The sequence below is a fragment of the Caballeronia sp. A2-2 genome (assembly GCF_057612605.2).
Window position 1 is genome coordinate 2,275,000 of record NZ_CM172587.1, and the last position, 13,109, is coordinate 2,288,108.

Below are 13,109 nucleotides of genomic sequence, written 5' to 3' on the forward strand. Positions count from 1 at the left end.
CATGTCCAAAACAGAAATGCTCGAAAGCCCGTTCATCGATTCGCTGGGCGTGCAACTTATCAAAGCGGTCGATGGCGAAAGCGAAGTGTGCCTGCCGCTCAACGATACACATATGAACACCTGGGGCATCGCGCATGGCGGCGTCACCATGACACTGCTGGACAGTGCGCTGGCGCTGGCCGCGCGCAGTGTCGCGGGCGATGGCGTGGGCGTCGTCACCGTGGAGATGAAGGTGAACTTCATGCAGCCGGGACGCGGCGAGTTGCGCGGCTTCGGGCGCATCCTCCACCGCTCGACCACGATGGCCTATTGCGAAGGCGAAATCCGCGACAGCGAAGGGCATTTCGTCGCGAAGGCGCTCGGCACGTTCAAATACATGAAGCGGCTCGCGGTCGGACGCGACATCGTCCGGCAAAAGATGCGCTCCGATCCCGCCGCGCATCCCGGCCCGAGCGATGCCTGACGCGTCCTGAACTCAAGGAGTTTTTCATGGCAGATACAACGATGAATCGTCAAATCCTGCTTGTCTCGCGGCCCGAAGGCGAAGCGACGGCGGCAAACTTCAAACTCGTCGAAACGCCGCTCGCGCCGTTGCAGGATGGCGAACTGCGCGTGCGCAATCACTTTCTCTCGCTCGACCCTTACATGCGTGGCCGCATGAACGACACGAAGTCGTACGCGCCGCCGCAGCCGCTCAACGAAGTGATGATCGGCGGCACGGTGGGCGAGGTCATCGAATCGCGCAACGCATCGTTTGCCAAGGGCGATTGCGTGGTCGGCATGTTCGGCTGGCAGGAATACGGCACGTCGAGCGGTCAAGGCTTGTATAAGGTCGATACCTCTCACGTGCCGATGTCCGTCTATCTCGGCGCGGCGGGCATGCCGGGCGTGACGGCGTGGTATGGGCTGAATCGCATCATCGAACCGAAGGCGGGGCAGACGGTGGCCGTGAGCGCGGCGAGCGGCGCGGTGGGCAGCGTGGTCGGGCAACTGGCGAAGGCGGCGGGATGTCGTGCGATCGGCATCGCGGGCGGGCCGGAGAAGTGCCGTTACGTGGTGGAGACGCTCGGCTTCGATGCGTGCATCGACTATAAGGCCGGCGCTTTGCGCGATGAGTTGAAGGCCGCCGCGCCCGATGGCATCGACGGATATTTCGAGAATGTCGGCGGCGATGTGTTCGATGCCGTGCTGCCGCGCATGAACGCGCATGGCCGCATCGCACTGTGCGGCATGATTTCGGGCTACGACGGCAAGCCGTTCGCGATGAAAGCGCCCGCGCTGCTGCTCACGCAACGGCTGAAGCTGCAGGGCTTCATCGTGAGCGAGCATATGGAAGTGTGGCCGCAGGCGTTGAAGGAACTCGGCGCGCTCGTGGCGACCGACAAGCTGCGTTATCGCGAAACCATCGCGCAAGGGCTGGAGAATGCGCCCGAAGCGTTTCTCGGGCTGTTGCGCGGCAAGAACTTCGGCAAGCAACTCGTGAAGCTCGTCTGACAGGACACTCAAGTGGATCGTTTCGAAGGGAAGGTGGCGGTCATCACCGGCGCGGGCAGCGGGTTGGGCCGCGCGTTCGCAGAGAAGGGCGCGTCGCTCGGCATGAAGCTCGTGCTCGCCGATGTCGATGAAACCGCGCTCGCCGCGACCGTCGATGCCCTGCGCGCGCAAGGCGCCGACGCGCTCGGCATGAAAACCGATGTCTCGGACGCCGCGCAAGTCGATGCACTCGCCCGCGCCACGCTCGATGCGCACGGCGCGGCGCATCTGCTCTTCAACAACGCGGGTGTTGGCGCGGGCGGCTTCGTGTGGGAAAACAGCGCGAACGACTGGCAATGGGTATTCGGCGTGAACGTGATGGGCGTCGCCAACGGTCTGCGCGCGTTCGTGCCGCACATGCTGAAACAGGAGTCGGCGCATATCGTCAACACGGCGTCGGTGGCGGGGCTGCTCGCCGCGCCGTTCATGGGCGTGTACAACGCGTCGAAGCATGCCGTGGTGGCGATCACCGAGACGCTTCAACATGATTTACGGCTGGCGCGTGCATCGATCGGCGTGTCGTTGTTGTGTCCGGCGTTCGTGCCGACTGGCATCGCGGATGCAGAACGCGGACGGCCCGCGTCGCTCGTCAACGATGCGCCGCACACGGCATCGCAAAAGCTCGCTGCACGGCAACTGTTGAAGGCGGTGGAGAGCGGCAAGTTGTCGGCGGCCGACATCGCCGAATTGACGTTCGATGCGGTGCGCGAGAACCGTTTCTACGTCATCACGCATCCGTCGATCATGGCGTCGGTGCAACTGCGGCATGACGATATCGCGCAGATGCGCACGCCGACCGATCCGATGTCGCTCGTACGCACGAAGAACGACTGAATGTCTGCGATGCCGCTCAATCCCAAAATCGCGCAGGTGCTCGGCATGATCGAGCGCGCGCGGCGCAAGCCCTATCACGAACTGACGCCGCAGCAGGCGCGTGCAGCATACGCGATGAGCGCGCCCATTCTCGACATCGCGCCCTTGCCGATGTTCAGCGTCGAGGACATGCGCATTCCCGTGCGCGATGGCGAGACCATCAACGTGCGGGTTTATCAGCCGCGCGAGCCGAACTGGGCCGAGCCTTCCGGCGCGCTGCTGTTTTTTCATGGCGGCGGTTTCACGGTCGGCAGCACGCAGACTCACGACGCGCTGTGCCGCAAGTTCGCGCACGATGCGGCGTGCGCGGTCGTATCGGTCGATTACCGGCTCGCGCCTGAGCACAAGTTTCCCGTCGCCGTGAACGATGCTTTCGACGCGCTGCAATGGCTCGCTCATGAAGCGCCGACGCTCGGGATCGATCCGGCGCGTTTGGCCATCGGCGGCGATAGTGCGGGCGGCACGCTCGCGACGGTCTGCGCGGTGCTCGCGCGTGATGCGCATATCCCGTTGCGTTTGCAGATGTTGATTTATCCCGGCGTGAGCGCGTGGCAGAAAAGCGCATCGCATGCGCGATTGGCCGAGGGTTATCTGCTTTCGGGCGAAACGATCCAGTGGTTCTTCGAGCAATATCTCCGCGATGCGCGCGATCGCGACGACTGGCGTTTCGCACCGCTCGATGCGGCGGGCGGGCAGCCATCGTTTGCAGGTGTCGCGCCTGCGTGGATCGCGGCGGCGGATCATGATCCGCTTTATGACGAGGACGTGGCTTATGCGGAGAAGTTAAAGGCAGCGGGCGTGGACGTGACGCTCAGGCGATATGAAGGGATGATTCACGAGTTCTTTAAGATGGGTGGGTTTGTGCCTGATGTGGCGGGGGCGCATGCGGATGCGGTAAGCGCGTTGCGAGAGGCGGTTGGGTGAGATCGATTGAGATGGCATTGCGTCGCGGGAAAGTTTTTTGTTTCACGGCTTTGGTGATTGTCGTCGCTTCACTTAACGTTCACAGCGTGAACGAAGCGTACGGCAGCGGGCCACCCTATTATTCGCGAACCACCAACATGGACAAATGGAGCGACCCGTTGCCCTTGCTGGCCGTCATCGATATGGTGGTTTGGGTCGCGGGTGCGTTCGGCTGGCGTTTATTGAAACGCAGAGGGAGCAAGCCTTGACTGTAGACAGCAGCGCTAGACCTGACAGACAGTGTTTGTTTTTGCGGTCGTTGTGTTGCGTTTGATTTTGTTGTTCTGTCGTGCAAGGGGCTGCTGTTGTTTGTGTTGTTTATGCAGTAGCCGCCTCCCCGGCGGGGGGGTAACTTTCTTTGCTGCTGCAAAGAAAGTCACCAAAGAAAGCAGCTTTTTACACCATGCACGATGGCTGGAGAAGGTTGGTCTGGATTAACCGATGCAGTGGCCGCAATAGGACATTCCACGTATAGAGCCGCTTAGGCAACCTAGCGATTACGCGCTCTAACTCTCTAGCCTAAGTGGACCGCGCTCATTCATTCGGCCATGCGCTGCGCGCGCCGAGAACTTGAGAACGGAATCCCGCAGCGTATGAGCGCCCAGTCACATCAAGCCACATCGCACCCGCCCCATTGGGCTCTACCCCGGATTGTGCCTCGACGAAACGCGCATATCGTTGGCTCCAGGCTTTTTGTCGAAGTGCTTATCAAGGTAGGGCCGAATAGCAATCTTGCGGGGAAGCGTGAGGTAGCTGGGCGCTTATAGGCTGCGGGGTTCCGTTGTTACGTTCTCGGCGCGCGAAGCGCATGGCCGATTGAATGAATGCGGTCCATTGAGGGTTGCATATTCGAGCGCGCAATCGCTAGGTTGCCTAAGCGACTTGTTATGCGTGGAAAGTCCTACTGCGGCCACTGCATCGTTAATCCAGACCAACCTCTCCAGCCAGCGTGCATGGGGTAAAAAGCTGCTTTCTTTGGTGACTTTCTTTGCAGCAGCAAAGAAAGTTACCCCCCGCCGGGGAGGCGGCTACTGAATAAACCAAACAAACAAGAGAAGCCCTTTGCACGACAAAACCACAAAACCAACCCACCAACGACAGCAAAAAATCCGCCTGTTCGGTCAAGTGCCACTGTCTACACCACAAACCCAAACACCCTTTCAAACGCCCCCGGCCTCACGATCGAATGCGACCCATCATCATCGCTTCGCTCCTTAATCTCGACCGCAAGCCCCGCCGTCACCCGCAACGCCGTCGTACTCCGCGTACCATAATCCGCCGACTCGATAAACGCCGCCGACAGCACACGCTCCCGCTCGATCGACAACCCCGTAGAAGGCAGCACATCATCATTCGCGATCCGCGGATCGCGCAACGTCGCAATCAGCACATCGAGCGAAGGCGCTTCGCCCGCGTGGATGAGATCACGCAACGCATCCCGCTGCGCGACGAGCTTCGGCCAAGGCGTATTCAGCAAGCTATTCGACAAGCCATGCACACCGGCATCGAGCAACGCAGGCGGGGCATCGGCACGATTGCCATACCAGCCAAGCTCGCGCCGCGTGAAATCGCCCGCCAGCAAATTGAACCCGTTATAACGATGACCGTCTTTCGCCACGGCCCGCAGATAATCCATCGGCGTCATGCGCTCGCCGGAGCCGGAAAGAAAGCGGCTTACCAGCGTGCCGCGCGTAGGCGCATCGGGACGCACTTCGGAGGGCGCGCGATAGTTCGTGAGCGCAGCGAACCGTCCATCGCGACTCACGCCGAGCCACGTTCCGCCGCCCGTCAGATCGCGGCCCGCGAGCACGCCGGGCGCATCGGTCCACCAGTGCATCGGGTCGGCATCGCGACGGAAAAATTCATCGCGATTGGCGGCGAGCGTGAGCAGCGCGACGTCGCCGTTCGGCGCGGCGTCGGGTTGCCAGTCGAAAACGATCAGACACATGTCATTGTTCGGCCGGGAACGCGTACGGCATCGGCAGGAAAGTCAGCGCCGGACCTTCCGCCGAACCCACGCGCACCGAACCGTTATCCAACGCCGTGAGCTTGATCTCGACGAGACAATCCACGCCACCATCCGGCGCGCTCGCCGCGTTTACGACCATGCCGCACGGCTGACCGGGATCGTCGGCGTGGAACAACTCGGCGCCGGGCGTCGCCGCATCGGTATGAGCCAGCGCCGTGCGACGTTTGATCGTGCCACGATACTGGCTGCGTGCGACGATCTCCTGTCCCGGATAGCAGCCTTTCTTGAAGTTCACCGCGCCGAGCACATCGAAATTCACCATCTGCGGGACGAATTGCTCGACCGTCGCGTGCGTGATGCGCGGCTCGCCCGCGTGGATGTCGAGCCAGTCCCACAGTTCCGCCGGCGCGCGATGCAACGTGTCGCCGAGTTTCGCGAGTTGCGCTTCGACCTCGGCTTTCGGTCCGATCCATAGGAAACGCGCACGCCTGAGCGCATCCGGCACGCGGATGAGCACGCCATGCGGGCCTTCCACCTTCACATGCACGCCATCGGGCAGGGCATCGAAAATACCGGACAATGCGGCCCGCACATCGCCCGCGAAACCGACCGCCGCCAGTTCCGGCGTGGCGTCGGTGAGCTTCGCTTTCGAGCGCAGCACGAACATCGACAGGCGCTTCTGCACGGCGGCTTGCACGTCCTGCGAGATCAGCAGGCGGATGGAATCCGCGCCGCGCCACATCAGGAACGAGCCGAGCAGACGGCCTTTCGGCGAGCAATAGCCAGCAAGCCGTGCAGTCGATGCATCGAGATGCTGAACATCTTGCGTGATCTGGTTGTGCAGGAACGCGGCGGCGTCCTCGCCACGAATATCGATCACGCCGAACTGCGACAGCGGCACGGCGACGCCGGCAGTCTTCACGGCATCGAAATCGGCGGGTGCAAGCGGGTGGGTCAGGGAATTCATAGGCAAAAGAGCGGTCCATCGAGGTTGGTGCTCTCGGTCATTCTGACCGGGGCTGAGGCAGGCAAGTTATTATATTGGTCTTATTCCTGGCGCGTCTGGCATGTCCTTTTTGAAGAAATGCATCGGGGCGGCGGCGTTCGTCGCGGTGCTCGCGGCTGCGGCCGCCTATGGCGTCTACTACTGGGCCAACCGGCCCGTATCGCTTGCAACGCCCGAACTCGACGTCACCATCAAGCCTCATAGCAGTCTGCGCAGCGTGACGACCCAGCTCAATCGCGGCGGCGTGCCCGTCCAGCCCGAATTATTCGTGCTGATGACGCGCGCGCTCGGCCTCGCATCGCAATTGAAGTCGGGCAACTACGAATTCAAGAGCGGCGCCACGCCTTACGACGTGCTGCAAAAAATCGCGCGCGGCGATGTGAACGAATACGTCGCGACCGTCATCGAAGGATGGACGCTGCAGAAAATGCGCGCGGAACTGGATGCGAACCCGCAACTCGCGCACGACACGGCGGGCATGAGCGATATCGATCTGTTGAAGAGAATTGGCGCGGCGGAAACGGACAAGAGCACGGCGGAGGGTTTGTTTTTTCCGGACACGTACCTCTTTGACAAGGGCACGAGCGATCTGACGATCTACAAGCGCGCTTACCGGCTGATGCAGGAACGGCTGAACGAGGCATGGGCCACGCGCGCATCGAATCTGCCTTACAAGACGCCTTATGAAGCGCTGATCATGGCGTCGATCGTGGAGAAGGAAACCGGGCGCGCGCAGGACCGGCCACTCGTGGCGGCGGTGTTCGCGAACCGGTTGCGGATCGGCATGCCGTTGCAGACGGACCCGAGCGTGATCTACGGCCTGGGGCCGGCTTACGGCGGACATCTGAAGAAAAAAGATCTGCAGACCGACACTCCGTACAATACCTACACGCGCATGGGCTTGCCGCCGACGCCCATCGCGCTGCCCGGTATCGCCGCACTCAACGCCACGCTCAATCCCGCCGCCAGCAGCGCGCTGTATTTCGTGTCGCGCGGCGACGGCAGCAGCATCTTTTCCGACAATCTGGGCGACCACAACAAGGCCGTCGACAAGTACATCCGGGGTCAATGAATGGTGCGGGGCAAGTTCATCACGTTCGAGGGCATCGACGGCGCGGGCAAGACCACGCATCTGGAGTGGTTCCGCGCGCGGCTGGCGGAAACCGTCGCGCCGCACGGACGCACCGTCGTCATGACGCGCGAGCCGGGCGGCACCGCGCTCGGCGAAACCTTGCGCGGCATCCTCCTGAATCAGCCGATGGACCTCGAAACCGAAGCGCTCCTCATGTTCGCCGCGCGCCGCGAACATCTGGCGCAGGTGATCGAACCGGCCGTCACGCGCGGCGACTGGGTGCTGTCCGACCGTTTTACCGATGCCACGTTCGCTTATCAGGGCGGCGGACGCGGCCTGCCACGCGACAAGCTCGAAGCGCTCGAACGCTGGGTGCAGGGCGGTTTCCAGCCGGACCTGACCGTGCTGTTCGATCTGCCGACCGACACCGCCAGCGAGCGCCGTTCCTCCGCGCGCGCGCCGGACAAGTTCGAAAGCGAGTCGGAAGCGTTCTTCGAGCGCACGCGTGCGGAATATCTGCGCCGCGCGGCGGAAGCGCCGGAGCGCTTCTTCATCGTGGATTCGAGCCAGCCGATCGAGGCGATCCGCAAGCGGCTCGAAAACGCGCTCACGCTCCTTTAATCCCGGACCGACGCGATGATCTACCCCTGGCAAACCGGCGACTGGCAGCGGCTTCAGACCTTGCGTGCGCACTGGCCGCATGCGTTGTTGTTGCACGGCGAGGCGGGCATCGGCAAGTTCCAGTTCGCGCAACATCTGGCGCAGGCGTTTTTATGTGAGACGCCGCAAGCGAACGGCGAGCCATGCGGAAAGTGCGCGGCGTGTCTGTGGTTCTCGCAAGGCAATCATCCGGATTACCGCGTGGTGTTGCCCGAGGCGCTTGCGGGGCTGGCTGTCGCCGGTGGCGGCGATGCGGCCGACGCGTCCACCGAAAAAGCCGATGGCGAAGAAAGCAAGAAATCGCGCCAGCCGAGCAAGGAAATCAAGATCGAGCAAGTGCGCGCGCTGCTGGATTTCTGCGCGCTCGGTTCGCATCGCGGGGGCGCGCGGGTCGTGCTGCTTTATCCGGCGGAAGCGCTCAATGTCGCGGCATCCAACGCGCTGTTGAAGACGCTCGAAGAACCGCCGTCGGGCGTCGTGTTCTTGCTGGTGTCGGCGCGTATCGACCGGTTGCTGCCGACCATCATCAGCCGATGCCGCCAGTGGCCCATGAGCCTGCCCGAGCCCGCCGACGCGCAGCGCTGGCTCGCGTCACAGGGCATCGCGGAGCCGGCGAATCTGCTCGCGGAAGCTGGCGGCGCACCGCTCACGGCCCTCGCGCTTGCCAGCGACGAACACCGCGCGCTGCGCGACTTCACGCTGGCACAACTCGCCGCCGGCCCGAACTGCGATGCCTTCGCGTGCGGCGAAAACCTGCAAAAGCTGCCCGTGCCACTCGTGCTCGGCTGGCTGCAACGCTGGGTCTACGATGTCCTCGCGCAGCGCACCGCCGGCCGACCGCGCTATTTTCCCGCCGCCACCAAAGCGCTCGCGCGATGCGCGCAAACCGCCGATCCCGTCGCGCTGGCCCGATACATCCGCACGGTGACGCGTCAGCGCGCGGTGGAAAACCATCCGCTGAACGCGCGGCTCGTGTTCGAAGAATTGTTCATCGCCTATCGTGGCATTTATGCCGCCTGATCACGCCATCCCATCCATGAGCCTTCAATACCGCGACGCCACGTTCGACGACTTGCCCGCCATCGTCGCCATCTACAATTCGACGATCGCCTCGCGCCTCGTCACGGCCGATCTCGATCCGGTGTCGGTCGAAAGCCGTCTTGCGTGGTTTCAGGCGCACGGGCCGAACAGCCGTCCGTTGTGGGTCGTGGAAGAGGGCGGCGAGGTCATCGCGTGGCTGAGTTTTTCGGATTTCTATGGCCGCCCGGCATACGCGCGCACGGTGGAAGTGAGCATTTATCTCGATGAGCGCGCGCGTGGACGCGGCCTCGGCAAGAAGCTGCTGCGCGAGGCGCTGGACCGCGCGCCGTCGCTGCGTGTCGATACCGTGCTGGGCTTCGTGTTCGGCCACAACGAGCCGAGCATGAAGTTGTTCGGCGCCTTCGGCTTCGAGACGTGGGGAACGCTGCCGCGCGTTGCGGTGCTCGATGGCGTCGAGCGCGATCTGGTCATTCTCGGCCTGCGCCTGAATGCAGTAAAAGCAGCTTAAGGCGTATAAGGAGCACCGATGTTCGTTGATTCGCATTGCCACATCAATTTCGAAGGGCTGGCCGACCGCCTGCCCGAAGTGCTCGACAAGATGCGCGAGCTTCAGGTCACGCATGCGCTGTGCGTATCCGTGGATCTGGAAACGCTGCCATCGGTGCTCGATATCGCCGCGAAGCATGACAACGTATTCGCCTCGGTCGGCGTGCATCCCGATCACGAGGATGCGCAAGAGCCCACCGTCGCGGAACTGGTCGAACTGGCGCGGCATCCGAAAGTCTGCGCGATCGGCGAAACCGGGCTGGATTACTACCGGCTCGAAGGGCGCGGCATCGACGAGATGGAATGGCAGCGCGAACGCTTTCGCACGCATATTCGCGCGGCGCACGAGACCGGCAAGCCGCTCATCATCCATACGCGTTCGTCGGCGGAGGACACGCTCAGGATCATGAAAGAAGAACGCGCGGACGTGCCCGGCGGCGTCATGCATTGCTTTACCGAAACCTGGGCGGTCGCGCAGGCGGCGCTCGCGCAGAATTTTCATGTGTCGCTGTCCGGCATCGTCACGTTCAAGAATGCGAAGGATGTGCAGGAAGTCGCGCGCAACATGCCGCTCGACCGGCTGCTGATCGAAACCGATTCGCCTTATCTCGCGCCGGTGCCGTATCGCGGCAAACCGAATGAACCTGCTTACGTGAGCTATGTCGGACGTTTCATCGCGCAGTTGCGCGAGGACACCGACGAAGCCATCGCGCAGGCGACCACCGAGAACTTCTTCCGGCTGTTCAAGATCGCGCCGGCGCTGGCTTCCTGATCCGCCGAAACCGTTTCATTGCACTACGAAGGCCCACAATGACATCATCGACGCTGCTTTCTCCTGTCTCCACGATTTCCACGATCTCCAACGCCCGCCGTCAGGCCGCGCGCGGCTTGCTCGCGGGCGCGCTGCTCGCCGCCTGCGCGTTCGCGCAACCCGTGTGGGCCGCGTCCGTGGACTCGCTCGTCAAGTACGTCAAGTTCGACGACGACTCGGCGGTGAAAAAAGCGCTCGCCGAAGGCGCGGACCCGAACACGGTGGACAGCACCGGCACGCCGATCCTCGTGATCGCGGCGCGCGAGAAGTCGGACAAGGTGGGCAAGCTGCTCGCCGACAACGCGAAAACCGACCTCGAAAAAACCGACCCTGCGGGCGAAAACGCCATGATGCTCGCCGCGCTCAACGGCGACGTGCCTTTCCTGAATGCGCTGATCGCCAAGGATGCCGAAGTGAACAAGAAAGGCTGGACGCCGCTGCATTACGCCGCGACCAACGGCCATGACGATGTCGTGAAAATCCTGCTCGACCATTCGGCCTATATCGACTCCGGTTCGCCCAACGGCACCACGCCGCTCATGATGGCCGCGCGCGGCAACCATCTCTCGACCTGCAAGTTGCTGCTCGACGAAGGCGCGGATCTGCGCGTCAAAAACCAGCTCGGCATGACCGCGGTGGACTTCGCCCGCAAATACGAAGCACGCGATGTCGCGGCGGGGCTGCAATCGCGTCTGGATTCGATGCAAGGCAATGCCGCGCCAGCCGCAAACGGTGCAAAATAACGCACCGCACTACTGAAAACAGAAAACGCGAGCGGCCGGGCGAGGACGCATGCCGCCGCGTGTTCATCTCAAGCCGCCGCTCAACATAAAAGGAAGACCATGCTGCGGGAATTCGTCATCGCCTGTGCTTTCGCGACGCCAGCGTGTGCGTTCGCATTCACCGGCAGCGATCTGAACAAGCTCTGCACCAAGACCGACGCCAACTCACGCACCGCGTGCGCCGCCTATATCGAAGGCGCGGCGGATGGCGTGTACAACACCATCGAAGCCATCGGCGGGACCTCGGGGCCGCAAGTCGGCCAATATTTCTGTCTGCCGACCGATGTCAAACCGCAGCAACTCATGGATGCCGTGCGCAAGTACATCGCCGATAATCCGGAACGGGCCAATTTCAACGCGACGACCATGGTCTCGCTCGGCTTGGGCAAGGCGTTTCCCTGCAAGGGCGAACGCTAGAAGCGCGGGGCGGGCACCGCGCTTGCCCCCGTTGATTTGATTTGATTTTCTGACCGATCGCGCCAGGCCGCACGACCTGCGCGACTATTCCAATCGTGCTGCCGCCTGCGGACCTGCCGGGCGGTGAACGAGACCGCCGTATCCCCCTTCAACAAGGACGATCCGCGACGCTCATGTCTTCTTTCGATCACTTTCTGGATATCGTGGAACGGCCGCTCGGCAGTTGGCCGGGCGTGCTCGGCGCGGCGGCGGTCATGATCGTCGTTGCGCTTGGCGTGCATCGAATCGGCGCGCGAATATTGACGCGCATCGCGCGGCCTTATCCGTTGATGAGCGTGGTGCTGCGCTATATCGACAAACCGGCGCTGGTGCTGCTCGTCATCACCGGGCTGGCGTTCGTGATTTTCGAGGCGCCGGACACGCTGCCGTATATCGCGGTGCTGCGCGATATCGAAACCGTCGCGCTGATCGCGGCGATCACCTTTCTTGCCGTGCGTTCGGTCGGCGCGGTGGGCGAGGCGATCGTGCAGGCGCATCCGCTCGACAGCGACGACAACCTCAACGCGCGGCGCATCCACACGCAGGCGCGGGTGCTGGCGCGCTCGGTGATGGTGGTGATCGTGATCGTCGGGTTCGGCGGGGCGCTGATGGCGTTCCCGAGCGTGCGGCAGATCGGCGCGAGTCTGCTGGCGTCGGCAGGCGTGGCGGGTCTCGTTGCCGGTATCGCGGCGCGGCCGGTGCTCGGCAATCTGATCGCGGGTTTGCAGATCGCGCTCTCGCAGCCCATTCGTCTCGATGACGTGGTGGTGATTCAGGGCGAATGGGGACGCGTGGAGGAAATCACCGGCACGTATGTGTCCATTCGCATCTGGGATCAGCGGCGGCTCATCGTGCCGTTGCAGTGGTTCATCGAAAATCCGTTCACCAACTGGACGCGCAATAGTTCACAGATCATCGGCACGGTGTTCCTTTACGTCGATTACCGCATGCCGATTGCGCCGCTGCGCGAGGAACTGGAACGCATTCTGGCCCACGCGCCGGAATGGGACGGCCGCGTACAGGTCCTGCAAGTCACCGACGCCACCGAACATTCCATGCAGCTTCGCGTGCTCGTCAGTTCGTTCGATTCCGCGCTCAACTGGGATTTGCGATGCCGCGTGCGCGAAGGTCTGCTGAACTTCGTGCAGGCGGCGTATCCGCAATACCTGCCGCGCACCCGCGCCGATCTCTCGACGGACCGGCATGTGGATTTCGCGCCGCCGCTGGATCGCACGCAATCGGGCGCGGCGGTGCCCGCCGGTGCGAGCACGGTCGATACACCCGCCGATCCGGTCGCGAGCCGTGGCGAACGTTCCGGGCCGGACAGCCGCGCGCATTCGGCGGCATCGACCGCGCCCGTCAAAACGTCGGGCTGAGTGCGCGCGCAAGCGGGCGGT

General features: G+C 62.9%; 15 protein-coding genes. 13 read left to right on the top strand and 2 right to left on the bottom strand.

What is annotated here, in order from left to right; genetic code table 11:
* Position 1: 1 nt before the first annotated feature.
* From ACZCWR_RS10800 to ACZCWR_RS10820, 5 genes are read left to right on the top strand one after another with little or no spacing between them, the layout of a single operon-like run.
* On the top strand, positions 2-463 hold the full coding sequence (locus tag ACZCWR_RS10800; RefSeq protein WP_487300753.1) for a PaaI family thioesterase: 462 nt from the start codon (positions 2-4) through the stop codon (positions 461-463).
* 26 nt (positions 464-489) lie between these two features.
* The gene (locus ACZCWR_RS10805) at positions 490-1,494 is read left to right on the top strand and encodes an NADP-dependent oxidoreductase (protein ID WP_487300754.1); all 1,005 of its coding nucleotides are present in this window, start codon (positions 490-492) and stop codon (positions 1,492-1,494) included.
* A gap of 12 nt (positions 1,495-1,506) precedes the next feature.
* Positions 1,507-2,367: an SDR family oxidoreductase gene (locus ACZCWR_RS10810; RefSeq protein ID WP_487300755.1), complete on the top strand. Its 861-nt coding sequence runs from the start codon at positions 1,507-1,509 to the stop codon at positions 2,365-2,367.
* A gap of 9 nt (positions 2,368-2,376) precedes the next feature.
* The gene (locus tag ACZCWR_RS10815) at positions 2,377-3,330 is read left to right on the top strand and encodes an alpha/beta hydrolase (RefSeq protein WP_487303306.1); all 954 of its coding nucleotides are present in this window, start codon (positions 2,377-2,379) and stop codon (positions 3,328-3,330) included.
* An 11-nt stretch (positions 3,331-3,341) separates the two neighbouring features.
* On the top strand, positions 3,342-3,578 hold the full coding sequence (locus ACZCWR_RS10820; RefSeq protein ID WP_487300756.1) for a hypothetical protein: 237 nt from the start codon (positions 3,342-3,344) through the stop codon (positions 3,576-3,578).
* Positions 3,579-4,504: 926 nt separating this feature from the next.
* On the opposite strand, the gene ACZCWR_RS10825 is transcribed toward ACZCWR_RS10820, so the two are convergent.
* Both ACZCWR_RS10825 and ygfZ read right to left on the bottom strand, forming a co-directional pair.
* Positions 4,505-5,317, bottom strand: coding sequence for an NRDE family protein (locus ACZCWR_RS10825; RefSeq protein ID WP_487300757.1), 813 nt, complete (start codon positions 5,315-5,317; stop codon positions 4,505-4,507).
* Position 5,318: 1 nt separating this feature from the next.
* The gene (gene ygfZ, locus ACZCWR_RS10830; RefSeq protein ID WP_487300758.1) at positions 5,319-6,305 is read right to left on the bottom strand and encodes a CAF17-like 4Fe-4S cluster assembly/insertion protein YgfZ; all 987 of its coding nucleotides are present in this window, start codon (positions 6,303-6,305) and stop codon (positions 5,319-5,321) included.
* 100 nt (positions 6,306-6,405) lie between these two features.
* Between ygfZ and mltG the strand changes: the two genes are divergently transcribed.
* The 8 genes from mltG (at position 6,406) to ACZCWR_RS10870 (ending at position 13,088) form a co-directional block, all read left to right on the top strand.
* Positions 6,406-7,416, top strand: a complete 1,011-nt coding sequence (mltG, locus tag ACZCWR_RS10835; protein ID WP_487300759.1) for an endolytic transglycosylase MltG — start codon at positions 6,406-6,408, stop codon at positions 7,414-7,416.
* Positions 7,417-8,037, top strand: coding sequence for a dTMP kinase (gene tmk / locus ACZCWR_RS10840; RefSeq protein ID WP_487300760.1), 621 nt, complete (start codon positions 7,417-7,419; stop codon positions 8,035-8,037). It begins immediately after the preceding gene.
* Positions 8,038-8,052: 15 nt separating this feature from the next.
* On the top strand, positions 8,053-9,096 hold the full coding sequence (locus ACZCWR_RS10845; RefSeq protein ID WP_487300761.1) for a DNA polymerase III subunit delta': 1,044 nt from the start codon (positions 8,053-8,055) through the stop codon (positions 9,094-9,096).
* 16 nt (positions 9,097-9,112) lie between these two features.
* Positions 9,113-9,625, top strand: coding sequence for an N-acetyltransferase family protein (locus ACZCWR_RS10850; RefSeq protein WP_487300762.1), 513 nt, complete (start codon positions 9,113-9,115; stop codon positions 9,623-9,625).
* An 18-nt stretch (positions 9,626-9,643) separates the two neighbouring features.
* Positions 9,644-10,435 (top strand): TatD family hydrolase, encoded by a 792-nt coding sequence (locus ACZCWR_RS10855; RefSeq protein ID WP_487300763.1) that lies wholly within the window; start codon positions 9,644-9,646, stop codon positions 10,433-10,435.
* Between the two features lie 38 nt (positions 10,436-10,473).
* Complete coding sequence (locus tag ACZCWR_RS10860) at positions 10,474-11,217, top strand: ankyrin repeat domain-containing protein (protein WP_487300764.1); 744 nt, start codon at positions 10,474-10,476, stop codon at positions 11,215-11,217.
* Between the two features lie 99 nt (positions 11,218-11,316).
* Positions 11,317-11,673 carry a Rap1a/Tai family immunity protein gene (locus ACZCWR_RS10865; protein ID WP_487300765.1) on the top strand — a complete coding sequence of 119 codons (357 nt, stop codon included), beginning with the start codon at positions 11,317-11,319 and terminating at the stop codon, positions 11,671-11,673.
* A gap of 173 nt (positions 11,674-11,846) precedes the next feature.
* The gene (locus ACZCWR_RS10870; protein WP_487300766.1) at positions 11,847-13,088 is read left to right on the top strand and encodes a mechanosensitive ion channel family protein; all 1,242 of its coding nucleotides are present in this window, start codon (positions 11,847-11,849) and stop codon (positions 13,086-13,088) included.
* Positions 13,089-13,109 lie beyond the last annotated feature (21 nt).

Bases quoted from the DNA above. Each gene is read 5' to 3' on its own strand.
- ACZCWR_RS10815 (WP_487303306.1), top strand. From the start codon at position 2,377: ATGCCGCTCAATCCCAAAATCGCGCAGGTGCTCGGCATGATCGAGCGC.
- ACZCWR_RS10860 (WP_487300764.1), top strand. From the start codon at position 10,474: ATGACATCATCGACGCTGCTTTCTCCTGTCTCCACGATTTCCACGATC.
- ACZCWR_RS10845 (WP_487300761.1), top strand. From the start codon at position 8,053: ATGATCTACCCCTGGCAAACCGGCGACTGGCAGCGGCTTCAGACCTTG.
- ygfZ (WP_487300758.1), bottom strand. From the start codon at position 6,305: ATGAATTCCCTGACCCACCCGCTTGCACCCGCCGATTTCGATGCCGTG.
- ACZCWR_RS10865 (WP_487300765.1), top strand. From the start codon at position 11,317: ATGCTGCGGGAATTCGTCATCGCCTGTGCTTTCGCGACGCCAGCGTGT.
- ACZCWR_RS10800 (WP_487300753.1), top strand. From the start codon at position 2: ATGTCCAAAACAGAAATGCTCGAAAGCCCGTTCATCGATTCGCTGGGC.
- ACZCWR_RS10850 (WP_487300762.1), top strand. From the start codon at position 9,113: ATGAGCCTTCAATACCGCGACGCCACGTTCGACGACTTGCCCGCCATC.
- ACZCWR_RS10870 (WP_487300766.1), top strand. From the start codon at position 11,847: ATGTCTTCTTTCGATCACTTTCTGGATATCGTGGAACGGCCGCTCGGC.
- ACZCWR_RS10820 (WP_487300756.1), top strand. From the start codon at position 3,342: ATGGCATTGCGTCGCGGGAAAGTTTTTTGTTTCACGGCTTTGGTGATT.
- ACZCWR_RS10825 (WP_487300757.1), bottom strand. From the start codon at position 5,317: ATGTGTCTGATCGTTTTCGACTGGCAACCCGACGCCGCGCCGAACGGC.
- ACZCWR_RS10805 (WP_487300754.1), top strand. From the start codon at position 490: ATGGCAGATACAACGATGAATCGTCAAATCCTGCTTGTCTCGCGGCCC.
- ACZCWR_RS10855 (WP_487300763.1), top strand. From the start codon at position 9,644: ATGTTCGTTGATTCGCATTGCCACATCAATTTCGAAGGGCTGGCCGAC.
- mltG (WP_487300759.1), top strand. From the start codon at position 6,406: ATGTCCTTTTTGAAGAAATGCATCGGGGCGGCGGCGTTCGTCGCGGTG.
- tmk (WP_487300760.1), top strand. From the start codon at position 7,417: ATGGTGCGGGGCAAGTTCATCACGTTCGAGGGCATCGACGGCGCGGGC.